This is a genomic window from Paracoccus spongiarum (assembly GCF_030732095.1).
Classification (GTDB): domain Bacteria; phylum Pseudomonadota; class Alphaproteobacteria; order Rhodobacterales; family Rhodobacteraceae; genus Paracoccus; species Paracoccus spongiarum.
In genome coordinates, this window is sequence record NZ_JAVAMQ010000026.1 from 1 (window position 1) to 17,156 (window position 17,156).

Annotated in this window: 17 protein-coding genes, 2 tRNA genes and 1 pseudogene; 15 read left to right on the plus strand and 5 right to left on the minus strand. The window is 65.5% G+C overall.

The genetic code is table 11. The annotated features are described in order from the left end of the window. Nucleotides 1-120: 120 nt before the first annotated feature. Nucleotides 121-612 carry a transposase gene (locus Q5Y72_RS17635; protein WP_305964740.1) on the plus strand — a complete coding sequence of 164 codons (492 nt, stop codon included), beginning with the start codon at nucleotides 121-123 and terminating at the stop codon, nucleotides 610-612. Between the two features lie 275 nt (nucleotides 613-887). Here the strand turns inward: Q5Y72_RS17635 and Q5Y72_RS17640 are convergent, their stop codons facing one another. Next, the gene (locus Q5Y72_RS17640) at nucleotides 888-1,853 is read right to left on the minus strand and encodes a nuclear transport factor 2 family protein (protein ID WP_305964741.1); all 966 of its coding nucleotides are present in this window, start codon (nucleotides 1,851-1,853) and stop codon (nucleotides 888-890) included. A 114-nt stretch (nucleotides 1,854-1,967) separates the two neighbouring features. Between Q5Y72_RS17640 and Q5Y72_RS17645 the strand changes: the two genes are divergently transcribed. From Q5Y72_RS17645 to Q5Y72_RS17705, 13 genes are all read left to right on the plus strand, one after another. Further along, entirely contained in the window at nucleotides 1,968-3,014 is a 1,047-nt protein-coding gene (locus Q5Y72_RS17645) for an ABC transporter ATP-binding protein (RefSeq protein ID WP_305964742.1), read from the plus strand. Nucleotides 3,015-3,118: 104 nt separating this feature from the next. Then, a complete protein-coding gene (locus tag Q5Y72_RS17650) occupies nucleotides 3,119-4,282 on the plus strand; it encodes an ABC transporter substrate-binding protein (protein ID WP_305964743.1) in 1,164 nt (387 codons plus the stop codon). Between the two features lie 62 nt (nucleotides 4,283-4,344). After that, on the plus strand, nucleotides 4,345-5,367 hold the full coding sequence (locus tag Q5Y72_RS17655) for a carbohydrate ABC transporter permease (RefSeq protein WP_305964744.1): 1,023 nt from the start codon (nucleotides 4,345-4,347) through the stop codon (nucleotides 5,365-5,367). Next, nucleotides 5,367-6,521: a carbohydrate ABC transporter permease gene (locus tag Q5Y72_RS17660; protein ID WP_305964745.1), complete on the plus strand. Its 1,155-nt coding sequence runs from the start codon at nucleotides 5,367-5,369 to the stop codon at nucleotides 6,519-6,521. The genes Q5Y72_RS17655 and Q5Y72_RS17660 overlap by 1 nt, the downstream gene beginning before the upstream one ends. 109 nt (nucleotides 6,522-6,630) lie before the next feature. Next, nucleotides 6,631-7,155, plus strand: coding sequence for an ester cyclase (locus tag Q5Y72_RS17665; RefSeq protein WP_305964746.1), 525 nt, complete (start codon nucleotides 6,631-6,633; stop codon nucleotides 7,153-7,155). A 30-nt stretch (nucleotides 7,156-7,185) separates the two neighbouring features. Beyond that, on the plus strand, nucleotides 7,186-8,496 hold the full coding sequence (gene hisD, locus Q5Y72_RS17670) for a histidinol dehydrogenase (protein WP_305964747.1): 1,311 nt from the start codon (nucleotides 7,186-7,188) through the stop codon (nucleotides 8,494-8,496). Further along, a complete protein-coding gene (locus Q5Y72_RS17675) occupies nucleotides 8,493-9,545 on the plus strand; it encodes an ester cyclase (protein WP_371930863.1) in 1,053 nt (350 codons plus the stop codon). Before hisD ends, Q5Y72_RS17675 begins: the two co-directional genes overlap by 4 nt. Continuing rightward, nucleotides 9,542-10,306, plus strand: a complete 765-nt coding sequence (locus Q5Y72_RS17680) for an SDR family NAD(P)-dependent oxidoreductase (protein WP_305964749.1) — start codon at nucleotides 9,542-9,544, stop codon at nucleotides 10,304-10,306. Before Q5Y72_RS17675 ends, Q5Y72_RS17680 begins: the two co-directional genes overlap by 4 nt. A 4-nt stretch (nucleotides 10,307-10,310) precedes the next feature. Beyond that, the gene (locus Q5Y72_RS17685) at nucleotides 10,311-11,381 is read left to right on the plus strand and encodes a LacI family DNA-binding transcriptional regulator (RefSeq protein ID WP_305964750.1); all 1,071 of its coding nucleotides are present in this window, start codon (nucleotides 10,311-10,313) and stop codon (nucleotides 11,379-11,381) included. Further along, nucleotides 11,381-12,370, plus strand: coding sequence for a nuclear transport factor 2 family protein (locus Q5Y72_RS17690; RefSeq protein ID WP_305964751.1), 990 nt, complete (start codon nucleotides 11,381-11,383; stop codon nucleotides 12,368-12,370). The genes Q5Y72_RS17685 and Q5Y72_RS17690 overlap by 1 nt, the downstream gene beginning before the upstream one ends. Nucleotides 12,371-12,408: 38 nt before the next feature. Beyond that, nucleotides 12,409-13,377: a cupin domain-containing protein gene (locus Q5Y72_RS17695; protein WP_305964752.1), complete on the plus strand. Its 969-nt coding sequence runs from the start codon at nucleotides 12,409-12,411 to the stop codon at nucleotides 13,375-13,377. Nucleotides 13,378-13,405: 28 nt separating this feature from the next. Next, nucleotides 13,406-14,077, plus strand: a complete 672-nt coding sequence (locus tag Q5Y72_RS17700) for an alpha/beta fold hydrolase (protein WP_371930862.1) — start codon at nucleotides 13,406-13,408, stop codon at nucleotides 14,075-14,077. Next, nucleotides 14,074-14,766 (plus strand): RraA family protein, encoded by a 693-nt coding sequence (locus tag Q5Y72_RS17705; protein ID WP_305964754.1) that lies wholly within the window; start codon nucleotides 14,074-14,076, stop codon nucleotides 14,764-14,766. The genes Q5Y72_RS17700 and Q5Y72_RS17705 overlap by 4 nt, the downstream gene beginning before the upstream one ends. Before the next feature lie 327 nt (nucleotides 14,767-15,093). Here the strand turns inward: Q5Y72_RS17705 and Q5Y72_RS17715 are convergent. The 4 genes and pseudogenes from Q5Y72_RS17715 to Q5Y72_RS17730 form a co-directional block, all read right to left on the minus strand. Then, nucleotides 15,094-15,395 (minus strand): annotated as a pseudogene (locus tag Q5Y72_RS17715) (IS3 family transposase); the annotation flags it as partial. Nucleotides 15,396-15,883: 488 nt separating this feature from the next. Beyond that, nucleotides 15,884-15,960, minus strand: a tRNA-Arg gene (locus Q5Y72_RS17720). A 110-nt stretch (nucleotides 15,961-16,070) separates the two neighbouring features. After that, nucleotides 16,071-16,421: an MliC family protein gene (locus Q5Y72_RS17725; protein ID WP_305964755.1), complete on the minus strand. Its 351-nt coding sequence runs from the start codon at nucleotides 16,419-16,421 to the stop codon at nucleotides 16,071-16,073. Continuing rightward, nucleotides 16,418-16,930: a GNAT family N-acetyltransferase gene (locus tag Q5Y72_RS17730; protein ID WP_305964756.1), complete on the minus strand. Its 513-nt coding sequence runs from the start codon at nucleotides 16,928-16,930 to the stop codon at nucleotides 16,418-16,420. Before Q5Y72_RS17730 ends, Q5Y72_RS17725 begins: the two co-directional genes overlap by 4 nt. 152 nt (nucleotides 16,931-17,082) lie before the next feature. Here Q5Y72_RS17730 and Q5Y72_RS17735 point away from each other — a divergent pair. After that, nucleotides 17,083-17,156: transfer RNA gene (locus Q5Y72_RS17735), tRNA-Gly, on the plus strand.

Genomic DNA, 17,156 nt, shown 5'->3' on the forward strand with positions numbered 1-17,156 from the left:
CGACAGAGTGATGTCGGGCTCAGCCGGTTCGCCGTCGCGCGGGATCACCAACTCATCTAGCGGAATCCGCTCGGGTAGCAGATCGCCGCGCAGTTCGTCCGCACCGGTTGGTTCAAGATCGTGCAGATCAAGAGCCACGATGCGTATGTCAACCGGGCGATGCTGACGGCGCGGGAGGCGCTGGTCGGCATGCGGGTCAGGGCGGTTGCCAAGCGGCATGCGACGGTCCGACTGCTGATGCCCGCGCCGGGCGTGGGACCGATCACCGCGATGGCGGTTGTCGCGGCCTTCGATGATGCCTCTTGCTTCCGCCGATCCAGCGCGGGGGCCTGTCTCGGGGTGACGCCCAGGCGGTACAAGTCCGGAGAGATCAGCCGGAACGGGCGGCTGTCCAAACGAGGCGACGGCGTCGCCATGAAATGTCCATTCGAGGCCGCGAACGCCATCTTCTGTCGGAAACCGGGCGGCCCACGCCTGCGGGATCGGGCCAACGCGATTGCCGAGAGAACCGGGCCGCGCAAGGCCACGGTGGCGCTGGCCCGGAAGCTGGTGGTGACGCTGCACTCCATGTGGCGCACCAACACGCCTTTCCGCGAGGCCGTGGTGGCATAGGAGAATCGAACAGAACGACGCTGACGGCCAGCGTAACGGAATGCGTCCAGCCGGGAGGCACGGCGAGGGTGAGATCGCTCCCGGGTATGCGGCACCGACCGCGCAGACCAATTCGGTCCACCCAGGCCTGAACGCCACCATGCGGCTCCCGCGCGAAGACCACGGAGAGAATCTCAGAGCCCCTCACGCAGGATGAAGCGCAGCGAGATCAGCCCTTGACCAACGCGATTAGAGAACTCAAGGGGACAGCATCCGCTTTGGCCGTTCGCTGTGAATCAACTTTCCTCCGACAAGAGATCGACCCCCATTTGGGCGAACAGATCGACGTAATCCAGAAACACCCAATTTTCCGCGATCTTGCCGTCTTGGCACCGATAGAAATCCATCACGCGCAGCGTAAGGGGCCGGCCGTCCGCCTTGACGCCTAGATAGTCGCCCTGGAATGTCATGGTCATCGATGGCCATCCCGAGACGGCGGCATAAGACCCGTCGCCAATCCGGCAGTAGTGGTTGCCTCCCTTGCGATCGGGGAACGCCCTCAGAAACGGCGCCCGGTGATCCTTGACAAAGCCATCCCAGCGGAAGTTCGAACCAATGCCTGCCGGGCCGTACCATAGCATGTCGTCCGCCCAGTAGCCGTCCTTTCCGGTCTGTCCCGCCGATCCCAGGGTCTGCGGGTCGAACCGGTGCAGATCGCCCAGCATTGCCTCCACGATGTCCAGCGATCCTTCGCCATCGCCCGCCTGCGGACACACCCCGTCATGGGTGGCCGGACCGGGAAACAATGTTTCCAGCCCATAGGAAAACGGAAAGGGAAGCCGCCCGGCCTGACGCATTAGGTCAGGCAGATCAAGGATGATCCGGGCCTGAACGATACGCCCGTCTTGGACGCGATAGAACTCACCCGCCCTCAGGAAGGCGACGTGATGGGACGGTGCGATCCCCCACAGGGGCGCCGTAAAGTTTCCTACGTAGTGGGTCACGGCGGCGCACCAGAAGCCACGCTCGTGCCGGCGGTTCATGGCGCCGATGAAGATCTCGTCCCGGCGGTGCAGCCCGGTGAGGGCGCGGCGCAACGGCACAAGGAACCCCGCTTCAATCTCGGCCGATCCAACCAGCGGCGACAACGGGGCCGACGCTTCCCACAGGCAGTCGACCGCGAGGCCGACAGCCCCCGCCAAAGGACCGCCCCTGAGCCATGACGCCAGGAATTTCTGCACGTTTTCACGTTTGTCGAGCATGCCGATTCTTTCTTGCATTCGAATGCAAAAAAGGCTTGCACGAATCACGCGGTGCTGCAATTGCTAATTGCAATCGCATGCAATCGCAGCGCACCCTTGTCACAGGATGGTTTCATGGCCGGAATCGAACTTCGGGATGTCAGCAAGCGGTGGGGAAAATTCACAGGTGTGGACCGCTTTGACCTGACGATCCGCGATCGTGAGTTCTTGGTTCTGCTTGGGCCGTCGGGCTGCGGCAAGACCACCACGATGCGCATGATCGCGGGCCTCGAGGAGGCAACCGAAGGCGATATCATCATCGGGGGACGTCGGGTCAACGACCTTGATCCCAAGGATCGCGATATCGCCATGGTGTTTCAGTCCTATGCGCTCTACCCGAACATGAGCGTTTACGAGAACATCCGTTTCCCGCTGAAAATCCGCAAGGTTCCGGCCGCCGAACACGAAGCCCGCGTCCGCCGCGCGGCGACGATGGTGGAGCTGACCGAATTCCTGGACCGGCGCCCGTCCGAACTGTCGGGCGGCCAGCGGCAGCGCGTCGCGCTGGCACGCGCCATCGTCCGTCAGCCTGCGGTGTTCCTCATGGACGAGCCGCTGTCGAACCTGGACGCCAAGCTGCGGGTATCGACCCGCGCACAGATCAAGAACCTGTCGCATGAGCTGAAGGTCACGACGATCTATGTGACCCATGACCAGATCGAGGCAATGACACTGGCCGACCGCGTGGTGGTGATGAAGCGGGGCCTGATCCAGCAGGTCGGCACGCCGACTGAAATCTATGACCGCCCCGCCAACACCTTTGTCGCCAGCTTTATCGGCAACCCGGCCATGAACCTGATGAACGGCACCATCACCGACGGCGTGTTTCAGGCTGACAACGTTCGCATCCCTGGCCTGGACGCGATTGACGGTCCGGTGACGCTTGGCTTTCGGGCCGAGGATGCGGCAGTGGCTCCTGTGGGCCAGATCGCGGCGCCGGTATACACGATGGAACTGCTCGGCGACGCGACGATGATAACCGTGCGCGCAGGCGGCGCCTTGGTCGCCGTCAAGGCCGCAAAGGATTTCCGAGTTGCCATCGACGACCGCGTGGACATCGCCGTCCCGCCCGGCATTTGCCATCTCTTCGATTCGACGACCGGGGAACGGCTTTACGCTTGATATCGGAAATACGGGCAAAGACCCGCATCACAACAGGGAGCTTCACAATGCTATTCCGCAAGATTGCCCTTGCCGGGGCCTTTGCGCTTATGAGTTCGACCGCTATGGCCGCGTGCGCCTTCCAGAACGAGGTGCCGCTCAAGTCGCTGTCTGCCGGGTTCGAGGCCTGGAAGGCGGTCACGGACGCCATGGCCGAATGCGGCAATTTCAGCGCCGAACTTGACCAGGAATTCAAGACCAAGCAGCCCGAGGCGTTTGCCGCGCGCCCGTCGCTGTATCACATTGGCGGGGTCGCCAACGAAACCATCGTGCCGCTGGTCAACGCGGGCACGATCCGGCCGCTGGACGATCTGGTCGCCAAGTACGGCCAGAACCTGCAACCGGGCCAGTTGATCAAGATCAACGGGCAGACCATGGCCATTGCCATGATGGTGAACACTCAGCACCTGATGTATCGCAAGGACATCCTGGACGACCTGGGCATTGCCGTTCCGACGACCTATGACGAGGTTCTGGTCGCCGCCGAACAGATCAAGGCCAGCGGCAAGGTCGCCTATCCCCTGGGCGGCACCTACAAGGCGGGCTGGAACCTCGCCCAGGATTTCGTGAACATGTTCATGGGCTTGGGCGAGCCGCTGGTGAACGACGACGGATCAGCCAACGTCAACACGGAAACCGGCGTTCGGACGCTGGAGATGATGAAGGCCCTGTCGGCCTATATGGATCCCGAGTTTCTGGGCGCCGATTCAACCGTGGTCCAGCAGCAGTTCCAGCAGGGCCGCATCGCCATGGCGAATTTCTGGGCCAGCCGGGGAAGCGCCATGGACGATGAGGCTGAAAGCCAGGTCGTGGGCCTGATGGCGGGCGCCCCCACGCCCAGCATCGTCGACGGCGGCGCCCCCGCTACCACCTTGTGGTGGGACGGCATCGTGATCGCACGGAACATCACGGACGAGGAAGCCGACGCCGCCTTCCGCGTCGCAATGGAGGGCCTGGACAGCGAAATGGTCAATGCCAACAACGACGATGCAGTCTGGCTGATCAAGGGTTATCAGCCCGGCGCGATGGCCGAGGCGGCGATCGCCACCGCCAGCACCACCCCGCCGCCGGTGTCCTATCCCTCGACCACGGCGCAGGGGCTGATGCACGGCGCCATCGGAAGCCAGGCCGCGGCCTTCTTCACAGGCGAAAAATCGGCCGAGGACACGCTGGCCGCCATCGAGGCCGAATACGCCACCGCCGCCGCCGAGGCCGGGATCGTAAACTGACTCGGCCGACCGGGGGGCCGCTGACGCCCCCCGGAACCGGCTGCGCACACGGGGAAGACATCATGCGCAGAAGCACATTCGCCTGGTTCGTCGCCCCGTCGGTGGTGATGATGCTGGTCTTCATCGCCTTTCCCCTGATGTCGGTGCTGGTGCAAAGCTTCAGCCTGACCCAGCCGGTTGTCGAATCCCTCACGGTCGAAACCTGCACCCCCAGTTTCGTCGGCCAGAACTGCATCCAGGAAACCCGCCGCCAGCCTGTTCTGGACGAAAACGGCGCCATCGTGACCGAGACCCGTTTCGTGGGCCTGGCGAACTATGCCACCCTGGTGGAACCGGGCCGGGCCTTGGCCGCACTGGGCAACCTGAACCTCAACGAGCTGCTGTCCATCGACTTCTGGCGGGCGCTGCGCTTCACGCTCACCTTCACGCTGATCACCCTGCCGCTGATCCTGGTCGTGGGCTTGGGGCTGGCACTGGCAGTCAACAACGTCACCCGCGCGGTGCGCGGCCCGGTGATCTTCGTGACGCTGCTGCCCTTCATCATCACCCCGGTCATCGGCGCCCTGGCGATCCGCTGGCTGTTCGTGAGCGACGGCATCCTGACGCGGCTGATGGAACACTGGTCGGGCCAGGACATCTTCATGTTTGCACGATCCTGGACGATCGAGCTTCTGATGATGTTCTATCGCGTCTGGCACGTCGCGCCCTTCGCCTTTGTCATCTTCTATGCAGGCCTTCAGGGCGTGAACCAGGACGCGGTCGAGGCCGCGCTGATCGACGGGGCATCGCGCCTGCAACGGCTGCGATACATCGTGATCCCGCATCTGATGCCGCTGATCGTCTTTGTGGCGCTGATCCATCTGATGGACGCCTATCGCGTGTTCGAGGAGGTGATCGGCTTCCGGTCCGAGGCCTATGTGATCTCGCTGCAATACCTGACCTATGACCTGCTGATGCCCGACAACACCGGGAACCGGGCGATCAACCGCGCCTCGGCGTCCTCGATGCTGACAATGATCGGCATCGTGATCCTGCTGATCCCGCTTTTGCGCCACACCTGGCGCCAGCACAGGGGAACCCGCTGATGTCCACCACGATCCGCGCCCTGCGCCAGCCGGCCTGGCTGCGCCTGACCTCGGCCTCGGCGCTGTCGCTGTGGTTGCTGGTCGCGGCCTTTCCGATCTTCTGGATCACCATGATGAGCGTGAAGGTGCCGCTGGACGCCTTCGCCGACAGCCCGCTGGAGGTGATCTTCGGCCCGCGCACGTTGCAGGCGGGCAAGGGCCTGACAATCCTGGACCTGCTGGGATACGGGCTGTTCCTGTTCGCGGCGGGCCGGGCGGCGATGCGGTGGCTGCCGCGCGCGGTGCCGCACCTGTCGCTGTTCGGGGCGCCCGCCTTGGGGTGGCTGATCGGCATTCTGGCCTTGGCCGTGTCGGTCGGGATCGCCGGCTTCCACCTGCTGCCCGCCCTGCTCGGGGCGCTGAACGGCGCGCTGGGGCTGGATCCGCTGATCGGCTTCACCGCCGAACATTACCGGTCGGTCTGGATCGGGCGGGAATTCTGGCAGAATGTCCTGAATTCCGTGCAGGTGACGCTGGGCGTCACGGCGATCTCGCTGATGTGCGGGACGCTGGCGGGCTATGCCCTGTCGCGATCGGGGTCCACCCTCGCCTTCTGGCTGCTGATCCTGGCGCTGATCTTTCGCGCGCTGCCGCATTCGGTCCTCGTGACGGGCTATCTGCCGGTCTTCATCAACTCCGCCGAGATCCTGCGTCCGATCTTGGGTGACAACGCGCCCACCCTCTATGGCCAGCCGCTGGCGGTGATCGCGGTTCTGGTGGCGATCAACCAACCGTTCACGATCTGGATGCTGAGATCGTTCTTCCTGAACATTCCCGCGGATCTGGACGAGGCCGCGCGTGTCGATGGCTGCACGCATTTCCAGGCCTTTCGCTGGGTCATCATGCCGGTGATGTGGCCAGGCGTCATCACCACGGGTCTGTTCAGCTTCCTGCTGGGCTACAACGACTTCCTCGTGACCTCGCTGCTGCTGGATCAGTCGAACATGACCATGGTTCCGGCCATCGCCAGCTTCTTCAACCGCGAGACGACGACCACCGACCAGGTACAGGCAGTGGCCGCCGCCGTGTCGATCACCGCGCCTCTGTTCCTTCTGGTCATGGTGTTCCAGCGCCAGATCGTCAGCGGGCTGACCCAGGGGGCCGTCAAGGGATGACCCAGCGTCTGATTCGCCATCCGGCGCACTGCCGCCTGCCGCGCGACCAGATCTTCGCCGCGCAGCCGGCGCCGCATCTCCCTGACACCCGATTCACAAGGACAAAGCCATGAAAGGCTCCCGCCCCCAACAGGCCGTGCTGACCCGCGACACGGACATGACCAAGACCGACCAGACCCGCGCCGTGATCGAAGGCATGGTGGACGGCCTGAACGACCACCGCATCGGCGACATCGGCGAATTCTTCACCGAGAACTTCCGCTGGCTGGGCAACCAGGGCTGCGGCACCAAGAAGGGGCTGCGCGAGTTCCAGGAGAACTGGCAGAAACCCTTCCAGGCCGCCTTCAAGGACAAGACCTGCGTGGACGAGGCGCGGTTGTACATGGGCGAATGGGCCGCCGCGTTCGGCCGTCAGGAAGCCACCCATGCGGGCGATTTCATGGGGATCCCGGCGACCGGCAGGCGGGTCGAAATCCGCTACATGGATTTCTGGAAGGTCCAGGACGGCAAGATCGTCGACAACTGGGTCATGGTGGATTTTCCCCATGTGTTGGCGCAACTGGGCGTGGAGTGCTTTGGCGGACATGGCTGGGAAATCTATGACCGGGGCGAAAAGACGCCGCCGAGGCCCTGACATACGGGCACAGAAATTACGGAGAAGATCATGACCATCATCCATCTCAAGCGCGGCAAGCCCGACGATCAGCGGGCAGAAGATGACGCCCGCGTCCGCGCCACGGTCGAAGCCGTGCTGAAAGACATCGAAACCCGTGGCGACGCGGCGGTGCGCGACCTGTCGGTGAAGTTCGACAAATACGACCCGCCGTCCTTCCGCCTGTCCGAGTCCGAAATCCTGGCCGCGATGCAGCAGGTCAGCACCCGCGACATGGACGATATCTGCTTTGCCCAAGACCAGATCCGCCGCTTTGCCCAGGCGCAGCGCGCCTCCATGCAGGACGTCGAGATCGAAACCCTGCCCGGCGTGATCCTGGGCCATCGCAACATCCCCGTGCAGTCGGTGGGCTGCTATGTCCCCGGCGGCAAGTTCCCGATGGTGGCCTCGGCGCACATGTCGGTGCTGACGGCCTCGGTCGCGGGCGTTCCGCGGATCGTCGCCTCTGCCCCGCCCGTTCATGGGACGCCGCATCCGGCCATCGTCGCCGCCATGCATTTGGGCGGCGCGCATGAGATCTATGTCCTTGGCGGCATGCAGGCGGTTGGCGCCATGGCGATCGGCACGGAAACCATCGCCCCCGTGGACATGCTCGTCGGCCCCGGCAATGCCTTCGTGGCCGAGGCCAAGCGCCAGCTTTACGGCCGGGTGGGCATCGACCTCTTCGCCGGCCCGACCGAAACCCTGGTCATCGCCGACGACACCGTCGACGCGGAACTGTGCGCGACCGACCTGCTGGGACAGGCAGAGCACGGCTACAATTCGCCCGCCGTGCTGCTGACCAACAGCCGCCGGTTGGCCGAGGAAGCCCTGGCCGAGATCGAGCGGTTGCTGGAAATCCTGCCCACCCGCGAGACCGCTGCGGCAAGCTGGCGCGATTATGGCGAGGTCATCGTGTGCGACACCTATGAGGAAATGCTCGAGCAGGCGAACTTCATCGCCTCCGAGCATGTGCAGGTGATGACCGACCGAGACGACTGGTTCCTGGAAAAGATGCACAGCTATGGCGCGCTGTTTCTGGGTCCGCGCACGAACGTGGCCAACGGCGACAAGGTGATCGGCACCAACCATACGTTGCCGACGAAAAAGGCAGGGCGTTATACGGGCGGGCTGTGGGTGGGCAAGTTCCTCAAGACCCACAGCTATCAGCGGATCGTATCCGACGAGGCGGCGGCCCTGATCGGTGCATACGGCTCGCGCCTGTGCATGTTGGAGGGCTTCGTGGGCCACGCCGAACAATGCAACATCCGCGTGCGCCGATACGGCGGGCAGAACGTGGCCTATGGCACGGCGGCGGACTGATGGACCGGCATGACGCGCACAAGAGCCTGATCGCACCGCTCCGGCGCGCGATGCATGATTTCACGGAATCCGACGTGCGCGCGGGTCTGGATGCGCTCTTGGCGGCGGACGCCATCGTTCGCCTGCCCTTTCCCTTTGCCGAAATGACCGGCTCGACAGCGTTCTACGACGGCGCCTATGCGCCGATGCTGACGGCCATTCCCGACCTCGAGCGGCGCGATACCATCGTCATGGCCGGCCCCACGCCCGAGGGCGCGGACTGGGTGGGCTGCTGCGGATATTATACCGGGTTGTTCGTCTTGCCGTGGCTGGACATCCCGCCGACGGGCCATCAGGTTCACCTGCGGTTTCACGAGTTTTTCCGTTTCGAGAACGGCCGTGTCACCGAAATACAGGCCCTGTGGGACATTCCCGAGGTGATGATGCAGGCCGGGGCCTGGCCGATGCCGCCTTCTCTGGGGCGGGAATGGCATGTCCCCAGCCCCGCCACCCAGGATGGCATAATCCCTGGCCCCCGGGACGAGGCACGAAGCGCGGCGAGTTGTGAGCAGGTCCGAGACATGCTTGCGCATCTTCAGAAACATCCGGGTCAAGGTGGGCCCGAGGTGATGGAAATGCATCGTTTCTGGCATCCGCGCATGAACTGGTACGGACCGTCCGGCATCGGCACGGGCCGCGGCATCAAGGGGTTTCGCGACTGGCATCAGATCCCGTTCCTGAACGCCATGCCGGATCGGGGCGCATATGGGGATCAGGTGACCGCTCATTCGTTTGGCGATAATGATTACGTTGCCGTCACCGGATGGCCCAACATGATGCAGACACTGGCCCATGGTGGCTGGCTGGGCATTGCTCCTCCCAACCGGCAGGTCACTCTGCGCAGCCTTGATTTCTGGCGGCTTGACGGCGGCCTCATCCGCGAAAACTGGGTGATGATCGATCTGCTGGATCTTTATGACCAAATCGGAGTCGATGTGCTTGCGCGGATGCGCGAATTCAACAAGGCGCGGTTTGGCTTTCACCACGAAACGGGACGGGTCCCGGCATGAACATTCCGCGCACTCCGTCCTTTCGCCTCGACGGCCGCCACGCGCTTGTGACGGGGGCCTCGTCGGGCATCGGGTTCGCGGCCGCGGCGGCCCTTGCCCAGGCCGGGGCGCGGGTCACGATGGTGGCGCGCGGCCTCGCTGATTTGCAGAGGGCAGCCGACGCGATCGCGGCGGCGGGCGGACAGGCCAGGGCGCTGGCTCTGGATATCGCGGAGCTGGAGGCGGGGCGTGACTTCGTCGCCGCCCAGGGCCCGTTCGACATCTTGGTGAACTCCGCCGGGCTGGCCCGTCATGGCCCGGCCCTTGACACGACCCCGGCCGATTACGACGCCGCGATGGGGCTGAACCTGCGCGCGGCCTATTTCCTGACGCGCGAGGTCGCGCGCGGCCTGATCGCGGCGGCAAGGCCCGGCAGTCTGATCAACATATCCTCTCAGATGGGCCATGTCGGCGGGCCGGACCGGGCGGTCTACTGCGCATCCAAGCACGCGTTGGAAGGCATGACAAAGTCCATGGCGATCGAATGGGGCCCGCACGGCATTCGCGTCAACACCCTGTGCCCGACCTTCATCCGCACCCCGCTGGCCGAACAGACCCTGCGCGACCCCGTCCGCCGCGCCTGGATCGAGGGCAAGATCAAGCTGGGCCGCGTGGGCGAGATCGAGGACATCATGGGACCGGTGGTCTTCCTCGCCTCGGACGCGTCAAGCCTGGTCACGGGCACCGCGCTGCTGGTCGATGGCGGCTGGACGGCGGGATAGGGCGATGACCGATGTTCCGCCCAACCCCGATGCCAAGGCGCCCGATCGCGTGACGGCGCAGGATGTGGCGCGCCTTGCGGGCGTCAGCCAATCGGCAGTCAGCCGGGTTTTCACGCCCGGCGCGTCGGCCAGCAAGGCCACCGCCGCGAAGGTCCGCGCTGCCGCCGAACAACTGGGCTATCGCCCCAACATCCTGGCCCGCAGCCTGATCACCGGGCGCACCCGCATCATCGGGCTGGTGGTGGCCTATCTTGAAAACCAGTTCTACCCCATCGCCCTGGAGCTGCTGTCGCGCGCCTTGCAGGCACGGGGCTATCACGTGCTGATCTTCATGGCCGGCAATTCCACCGAGGGCGTCAGCGAGGTGGTCCAGGAACTTCTGGATTACCAGGTGGACGGCATCATCACTGCCTCCGTGGCCATGACCAATGACCTGACTGCACGCTGCGATGCGGCCGGCATCCCCGTGGTGATGTTCAACCGGGGCCAGTCGGACCCGCGCCTGTCCGAGGTCACCAGCGACAACATCCTGGGCGGCTACACGGCTGCCCTCCACCTGGTTGCCACGGGCCACCGCCGCATCGCACATGTGATGGGCTGGCAAGGCGCATCAACGGGCCGCGACCGCGCGCAGGGGTTCCGCAACGGCCTGTCGGACGCGGGCCTGACCCCGGCCGCGATGATCGACGGCAGGTTTTCCCGCGAGACCGCCGCCGCCGCCACGCGCGCATTGTTCGCCAGCGGGGACCGGCCCGACGCCGTGTTCGTGGGCAATGACCACATGGCCTTTGCGGTCATGGACACGCTGCGCTTCGACCTTGGCCTGGCGGTGCCGGGCGACGTGTCCGTGGTGGGCTATGACGACGTGCCGCTGGCATCGTGGCCCGCCTATGACCTGACCACCATCCGCCAGCCGGTCCGGCGCATGGTCGACGCCACGGTCGACCTGCTGCTGGGCCAGATCGAGGGCGATGCCGACCCCGGCCGGCTCAGGCCCCACAAGATCAGGATCGAAGGCACGCTGATCAAGCGCGGCTCGGTCCGCGACAGGACCCACCACGAGGACACGGACTGATGAAAGGCTTCGACCCGAAATTCCGCAACTTTCCCGATTACATCATCGGCATCACCAAGGAGATCTGGGAAGATCGCGGCATCGCCACGCTGCACTCCTATTATGCCCCCGACATCCTGGTCCGCTCGCCTGCCTCGGTCGTCCGGGGCAACCAGGGTGTCATCGGCGCGACCATGGCGACCCTGTCGGAATTTCCCGACCGCACCCTGCTGGGCGAGGACGTGATCTGGTGCGGCACCCCCGAAGAGGGGATGCTGTCGTCGCACCGGCTGCTGTCCACGGCGACCCATACCGGCGACGGCGCCTATGGCAAGGCCACCGGGCGCAAGCTGGTTTATCGCATCATCGCCGACTGCCATGCGATCAACAACCAGATCAACGACGAATGGCTGATCCGCGATCAGGGCGCCATCGTGCGCCAGATGGGCTGGGAGCCGGTGGAGTTCGCCCGCGATCAGATCGGCCGCGAGGGCGGACCGGACAAATGCGTTCGTCCGCTGACCCCCGCAAACGACATTCAGGGCCCCTACACGGGCCGGGGCAACGACAACGAGTGGGGCGGGCGTCTGGCCGACATCGTGACGCGCATCATGAACGCCGACTTCACCGTGATCGGCAGCGAATACGACCGCGCCGCACAGCTCGAATATCCGGGCGGGGTGACCGGCCACGGCTGGAAAGATGCTGACCGTTTCTGGCTGGGCCTGCGCGCGGCCTTCCCCGACGCAGCCTTCGCCATCCACCACGTGATCGGCAACGACGACCCGAAGATGGCGCCACGCGCCGCGATCCGCTGGAGCCTGCATGGCCGTCACAGCGGCTGGGGCGCGTTCGGCGCTCCCACGGGGGCCGAGGTCTATGTCCTGGGCATGACCCATGCCGAATTCGGCCCCTTCGGTCCCGGCGGTGTCAGCCTGCGCCGGGAATGGACACTTTATGACGAGACCGCCGTCTGGAAACAGATCCTGCTGGCGACGGGGGCGGTCTGACGACCCCGCTTCGGCAATCCTGAAAGGAACTTTCTGAAATGACCCCCGATCAGATGGAGCAGAGGATCGTCCGCTATGGCGACCTGCAACCCTGCAAGACCGCCTTCATCGACGCGCACACGCCCGGTTCCGACCGCAAGGAAAATTTCACCATCATCGGTGGGGGCGTCAGTGAATCCCCCGACCAGTATGTCCACCTGCGCGAAACGCCGGGCTTCAACATCGGCGCGGCGGGTCAGCCGCCGAACTGCCGCAACAGCCTGCACTCACACCACACCGCCGAGGTGTTCTTTGTCCTGAAGGGTCGCTGGCGGTTCTTCTGGGGCCGCTGGGGCACGGCGGGCGAATTCATTGCGGAGGAAGGCGATATCTTCAACATCCCGACCGGCATCTTCCGCGCCTTTGAAAACGTCGGCACCGATTACGGCATGATCATGGCGATCCTGGGCGGCGACGATGCCGGGGGCGGGGTGGTCTGGGCACCGCAGGTCATCACCGACGCCAAGGACTACGGCCTGCTTCTGGGCGAGAATGGCCGACTTTATGACAGCAAGAAGGGCGAGTCCCTGCCTGACGGCGTAAAGCCCATGCCGCTGCTGGACGACGATCAGCTGAAAGCCTTTCCCGAACCCACGACCGCCGATGTCATCCCGAACTGCGTTGCCCGCTACTGGGATCTGATGGCGCTGTCGGACCGCCAGCCCGCCAAGGTCATCGGCGCCGAGGGCAAGCTGCGCGACCGTCCTGGCTTCGACGTCGAGTTCCTGTCGCGCAACTCGATACCCGACACGCCTTACACATTGGACCGGCACGAGATCCTGATGCCGATGCGCGGCCATTGGCGGCTGACTTGGTCGGGCGGCACAACCACGCTGAACCCGGGCGACACCGCGGCGATCCCGCCGGGGCTGGAACATGCCCTGGCGCCGTCGATGACAGGCGAGGCATCGCTGTACCGGGTCATGAACACCCCCGATCCGGCGGGTGCGACCGGACGGTTGCTGTAGGCGGCCTCAGCCGATGCTGCCCCTCGTCATGCTCCCTGGGATGATGTGCGATGCGCGGATGTGGGGCGCCATCCCCGGCGCTCTGGCACCCTGTCCTGTCCATCATGCCCTGCCGGTCGGTGCTGACAACATGGCGCAGATCGCCGATGCTGTCCTTGCCGCGGCCCCGCCCCGCTTTGCTCTGGCGGGCCTGTCGATGGGCGGCATCGTTGCCATGGAGATGCTCGCCCGTCAGCCCCATCGCATCGAACGGTTGGCCCTGCTGGACACCAACCCGCGCGCTGAACTTCCCGAGATCCGGGCCCGGCGCGTCCCCCAGATCGGCCGGGTCCGTGCGCAGGGGCTGGAGCGGGTGATGCGCGACGAACTGGTGCCTCACTATCTGGCCCGGTACAGCGACGCCATCGCGGATCTCTGCGTGGACATGGCCCTGGAGCTTGGGCCGGACGTGTTCGAACAGCAATCGATGGCACTGCGCGGCCGCGCCGACCGGCAGACGGCCCTGGCTGAATTTGACGGTCCCGCCTTGGTCCTCACAGGTACGGATGATCGGCTGTGCCCGATGGACCGGCACGACCTGATGCACGCGCTGATGCCGCAATCACGGCTGGTGGCCATCGCGGGGGCGGGCCATCTGCCGCCCCTGGAACGCCCGGTTGAAACTCTGGCGGCCCTGCGCCGCTGGCTGGAGGACGAATGACCCCTGATCTGCTGGACCTGCTGCGCCGGGTCGATACCCCCACCGTGTGCAACGCCATCGAGGTCGCCCAGGGCCGCCGCGGCTTTGCCGGCTTTACCCGCGGAACGATGATCTGCACGGAACCCGGCCGCCGTGTCGTGGGCTATGCCGTGACAGCACAGATCGCCGCTCTTGCCCCGCCAGTCGAGCCACCCGAGGTGATCCGCGCCCGGCGCATGGACTACTACCGCGCCATGGCCACTGCCCCCCGACCCTCGGTCGCGGTGGTCGAGGATCTGGACTATCCAAACTGCATCGGTGCATTCTGGGGCGAGATCAACACCACCTTGCACAAGGGATTTGGCCTGTCGGGCGCACTGACCAACGGCGTGGTGCGCGACCTGGACGATCTGCCGGCCCATTTCCCGGTCATTGCGGGCAGCATCGGACCAAGCCACGGCTATGTGCACGTCCGCAGTCTGGCTCAGCCGGTCCGCGTCATGGGGCTGACCGTCCACCAGGGCGATCTGGTTCATGCCGACCGTCACGGCGCGGTCGTCATCCCGCCCGATGTCGTCCCGCTCGTGGCCGCGGCGGTGGCCAGGCTGCAGGCGACCGAAAGGCTGGTCCTGGAGCCAGCTCGTGAAGCAGGATTCAGTCTTGAGGTATTTGAAGCCGCCTGGGCTGCCTTTGAAAGCGCACGAACCTGAGACCTGCGTGAACGCTTCGGGTTTCAGCTTCGCGGCACGGTGATCAACGCCCGGCTGGGTCGGAAACCCACGAACGCCGCGGTGCTGGCCGCCATGGGCGTCCGGCGGGACGGGCGGAAGGTGCCGTCACCCATCAGAGACATGGGCGGGTGAGGACGGCCGGGTGGCGTCTGCTTCTGGACGATCCGGACGCGCACGGACTGCAGCAGCCCGAATTCTCGATCGTCCGGGGCGGTTCGGGGCTGACAGGCTGATCCATCCTGCGATCGAGGCAGCCGGGATCTGTCGATCCGATACACCGGGAGGCCGGCTGAAGCAGTGCGTCCCCTCGGTCGTGACCCTGCCCTTGCGCTCCGGCATGATGCCCACGCGCCGATACCCGAGGGGACGCGGCTTCCGGGCGACCTTGTGCATCTCGTCACGGCCTTCCGGGTGATCGGCCGGCCGCCCGCGCCGCACGGTCTTCGGATCGACACCGATGAGGACGCAGGCCCGACGTCGGGAGATCGGATGACCCGTCATCGCCCACAGCCCTGCGTCCCGCCGTTGCTTGGGCGTCGTCAGGGCCTTCCGGAAGGATCCTTCAAGACCACAGCGTCCAACATCGCATCCGCCAGCAGGCGCCTGAGCGTGTAGACGACCGCGGAGTTCGACACGTGATTGCGTCCGATCCCGGAGGTGGGCAAACCCGGGTCCTGCCGCCTGAACATCCGGGTCATCCTGGCCTTGCCCCGTTGCAACGGACACGCGGGCGGTTGCGGTTCGAGTGTGAATGAACTCGCGGGGCAAGCCCATCCTCAGCGCCAAGTGCGGGTGGCATGCGCTGCAGTCCGCGAACCACCCGGCAATCGATCCGGGGACGGTGTCGGCGTCGGGCAGCGGCGTGACCTGTCCGAAATCGCGCCTGACGTCCTCGCGAACGCCGCCGGGATCGCGTTTCTCTGCGCGCTGCTGACCGGCGTGACGCAAGGCGTCAGGTCAGCGAGCGCGCAATCAGGGCCATGCTTGAAATGGGCATCAGAACAGATTCGAGCAGCCTGCGCCGCGCCGTCTCCCTTGCCGCGAGACACAGCGTGGTGCGCAGCGTCTGCGGAAGTATCAAGAATATCGAGGTTAATGGCGACCCCGGGAGGACTTGAACCCCCAACCCCAGACTTAGAAGGTCCGTGCTCTATCCAGTTGAGCTACGGGGCCGTGATCCTCTCTTAGCCGTTCGCCGGTCCGATCGCAAGCGGATGCGTAACGCCTATGACATTGTTTCATTTGAATTTTCATGCCGAACCATGCCTGCCGGGGCGATCCGGTCACGGCGCCGTGGCGACGCAGTCGGCGTGGATCACCCGGTCCGGTGCGTCGCCGCCGGTCGCCACGGTCAGCCGGTCGCCCTTGTTCCACAGCTCGAGAACCTCGCCGGTGCCGCGCGACAGGTAGCGCGCGCCGGATGCCGAGGGCGCGGCCCGCAGCGCCACCAGCCGGCCGGCGACCAGCGCGACCGCATAGCCTTCGCCCGACGCGGGAGTGATGTAGACGACCGGCACCGCCGCGCCATCGGCGCAGCGATAGAGGGCCGGGATCAGGTCGTCAGCGGGCTGCTGGGCAACCGCGGCATCGCCGGGAAGCATCAGCAGCGCAAGGCCGGCCACCGCCGGCCTCATGCGACATCCTGCAGGCGACGCGTCATGTAGACGCTGTTGGGATCGGGGCGGTAGTCGCCGAAGGGCGGACATTCCGCGAAGCCGGCCCGCAGATACAGCCCGCGGGCGGCCGCGAAGCCGGTCTGCGACCCGGTCTCCAGCCACAGATCGCTCAGCCCGGCGTCGCGGGCATGGGCGATCAGGTGGCGCAGCATCAGCCGCGACAGGCCCTGGCCCCGATGTTCGGCCAGCACATGCATGGACTTCACTTCGCCCTGATGGCCGCCCCAGCGTTTCAGCGCGCCGATGGCCACCGCCCGTCCCTGCCGGCGCAGCACGAAGAAGTCGATCTGCGCCGAGGCCAGCGCGGCGCGCGGCAGCATGTGGATCGATTCCGGCGGCGTGTCGGCATGCATCTCGGCGGCATGGCGGCGGAAGATCAGGTCGAGGTCCGGGGCCAGCGGATCCTCGGCGGCGATGGACAGGTCGATGGCGTCGGTCACGGACGGCTCCGGGGCGGGATGCGGCATGGCGCGACTGTGCCGCCATCCGTTGGCGGCGGTCAAGCATGCCGCGATCCCTCTCGCGCGCCCCCGCAGCGCCGCCACGCCGGGCAAATCCCGCCTGCTGCGACGGATTGCCCTTGCGAGGGCCACGCCGAAACAGTAACCAGAACCTCGTCGCGGGTGTAGCTCAATGGCAGAGCAGAAGCTTCCCAAGCTTACGACGAGGGTTCGATTCCCTTCACCCGCTCCA

Excerpts from the sequence above, each read along its gene's own strand:
- Q5Y72_RS17685 (WP_305964750.1), top strand. The coding sequence starts at position 10,311 with ATGACCGATGTTCCGCCCAACCCCGATGCCAAGGCGCCCGATCGCGTG.
- Q5Y72_RS17650 (WP_305964743.1), top strand. The coding sequence starts at position 3,119 with ATGGCCGCGTGCGCCTTCCAGAACGAGGTGCCGCTCAAGTCGCTGTCT.
- Q5Y72_RS17665 (WP_305964746.1), top strand. The coding sequence starts at position 6,631 with ATGAAAGGCTCCCGCCCCCAACAGGCCGTGCTGACCCGCGACACGGAC.
- Q5Y72_RS17695 (WP_305964752.1), top strand. The coding sequence starts at position 12,409 with ATGACCCCCGATCAGATGGAGCAGAGGATCGTCCGCTATGGCGACCTG.
- Q5Y72_RS17725 (WP_305964755.1), bottom strand. The coding sequence starts at position 16,421 with ATGAGGCCGGCGGTGGCCGGCCTTGCGCTGCTGATGCTTCCCGGCGAT.
- Q5Y72_RS17645 (WP_305964742.1), top strand. The coding sequence starts at position 1,968 with ATGGCCGGAATCGAACTTCGGGATGTCAGCAAGCGGTGGGGAAAATTC.
- Q5Y72_RS17690 (WP_305964751.1), top strand. The coding sequence starts at position 11,381 with ATGAAAGGCTTCGACCCGAAATTCCGCAACTTTCCCGATTACATCATC.
- Q5Y72_RS17660 (WP_305964745.1), top strand. The coding sequence starts at position 5,367 with ATGTCCACCACGATCCGCGCCCTGCGCCAGCCGGCCTGGCTGCGCCTG.
- hisD (WP_305964747.1), top strand. The coding sequence starts at position 7,186 with ATGACCATCATCCATCTCAAGCGCGGCAAGCCCGACGATCAGCGGGCA.
- Q5Y72_RS17655 (WP_305964744.1), top strand. The coding sequence starts at position 4,345 with ATGCGCAGAAGCACATTCGCCTGGTTCGTCGCCCCGTCGGTGGTGATG.
- Q5Y72_RS17640 (WP_305964741.1), bottom strand. The coding sequence starts at position 1,853 with ATGCTCGACAAACGTGAAAACGTGCAGAAATTCCTGGCGTCATGGCTC.
- Q5Y72_RS17705 (WP_305964754.1), top strand. The coding sequence starts at position 14,074 with ATGACCCCTGATCTGCTGGACCTGCTGCGCCGGGTCGATACCCCCACC.
- Q5Y72_RS17730 (WP_305964756.1), bottom strand. The coding sequence starts at position 16,930 with ATGCCGCATCCCGCCCCGGAGCCGTCCGTGACCGACGCCATCGACCTG.
- Q5Y72_RS17700 (WP_371930862.1), top strand. The coding sequence starts at position 13,406 with ATGCTCCCTGGGATGATGTGCGATGCGCGGATGTGGGGCGCCATCCCC.
- Q5Y72_RS17680 (WP_305964749.1), top strand. The coding sequence starts at position 9,542 with ATGAACATTCCGCGCACTCCGTCCTTTCGCCTCGACGGCCGCCACGCG.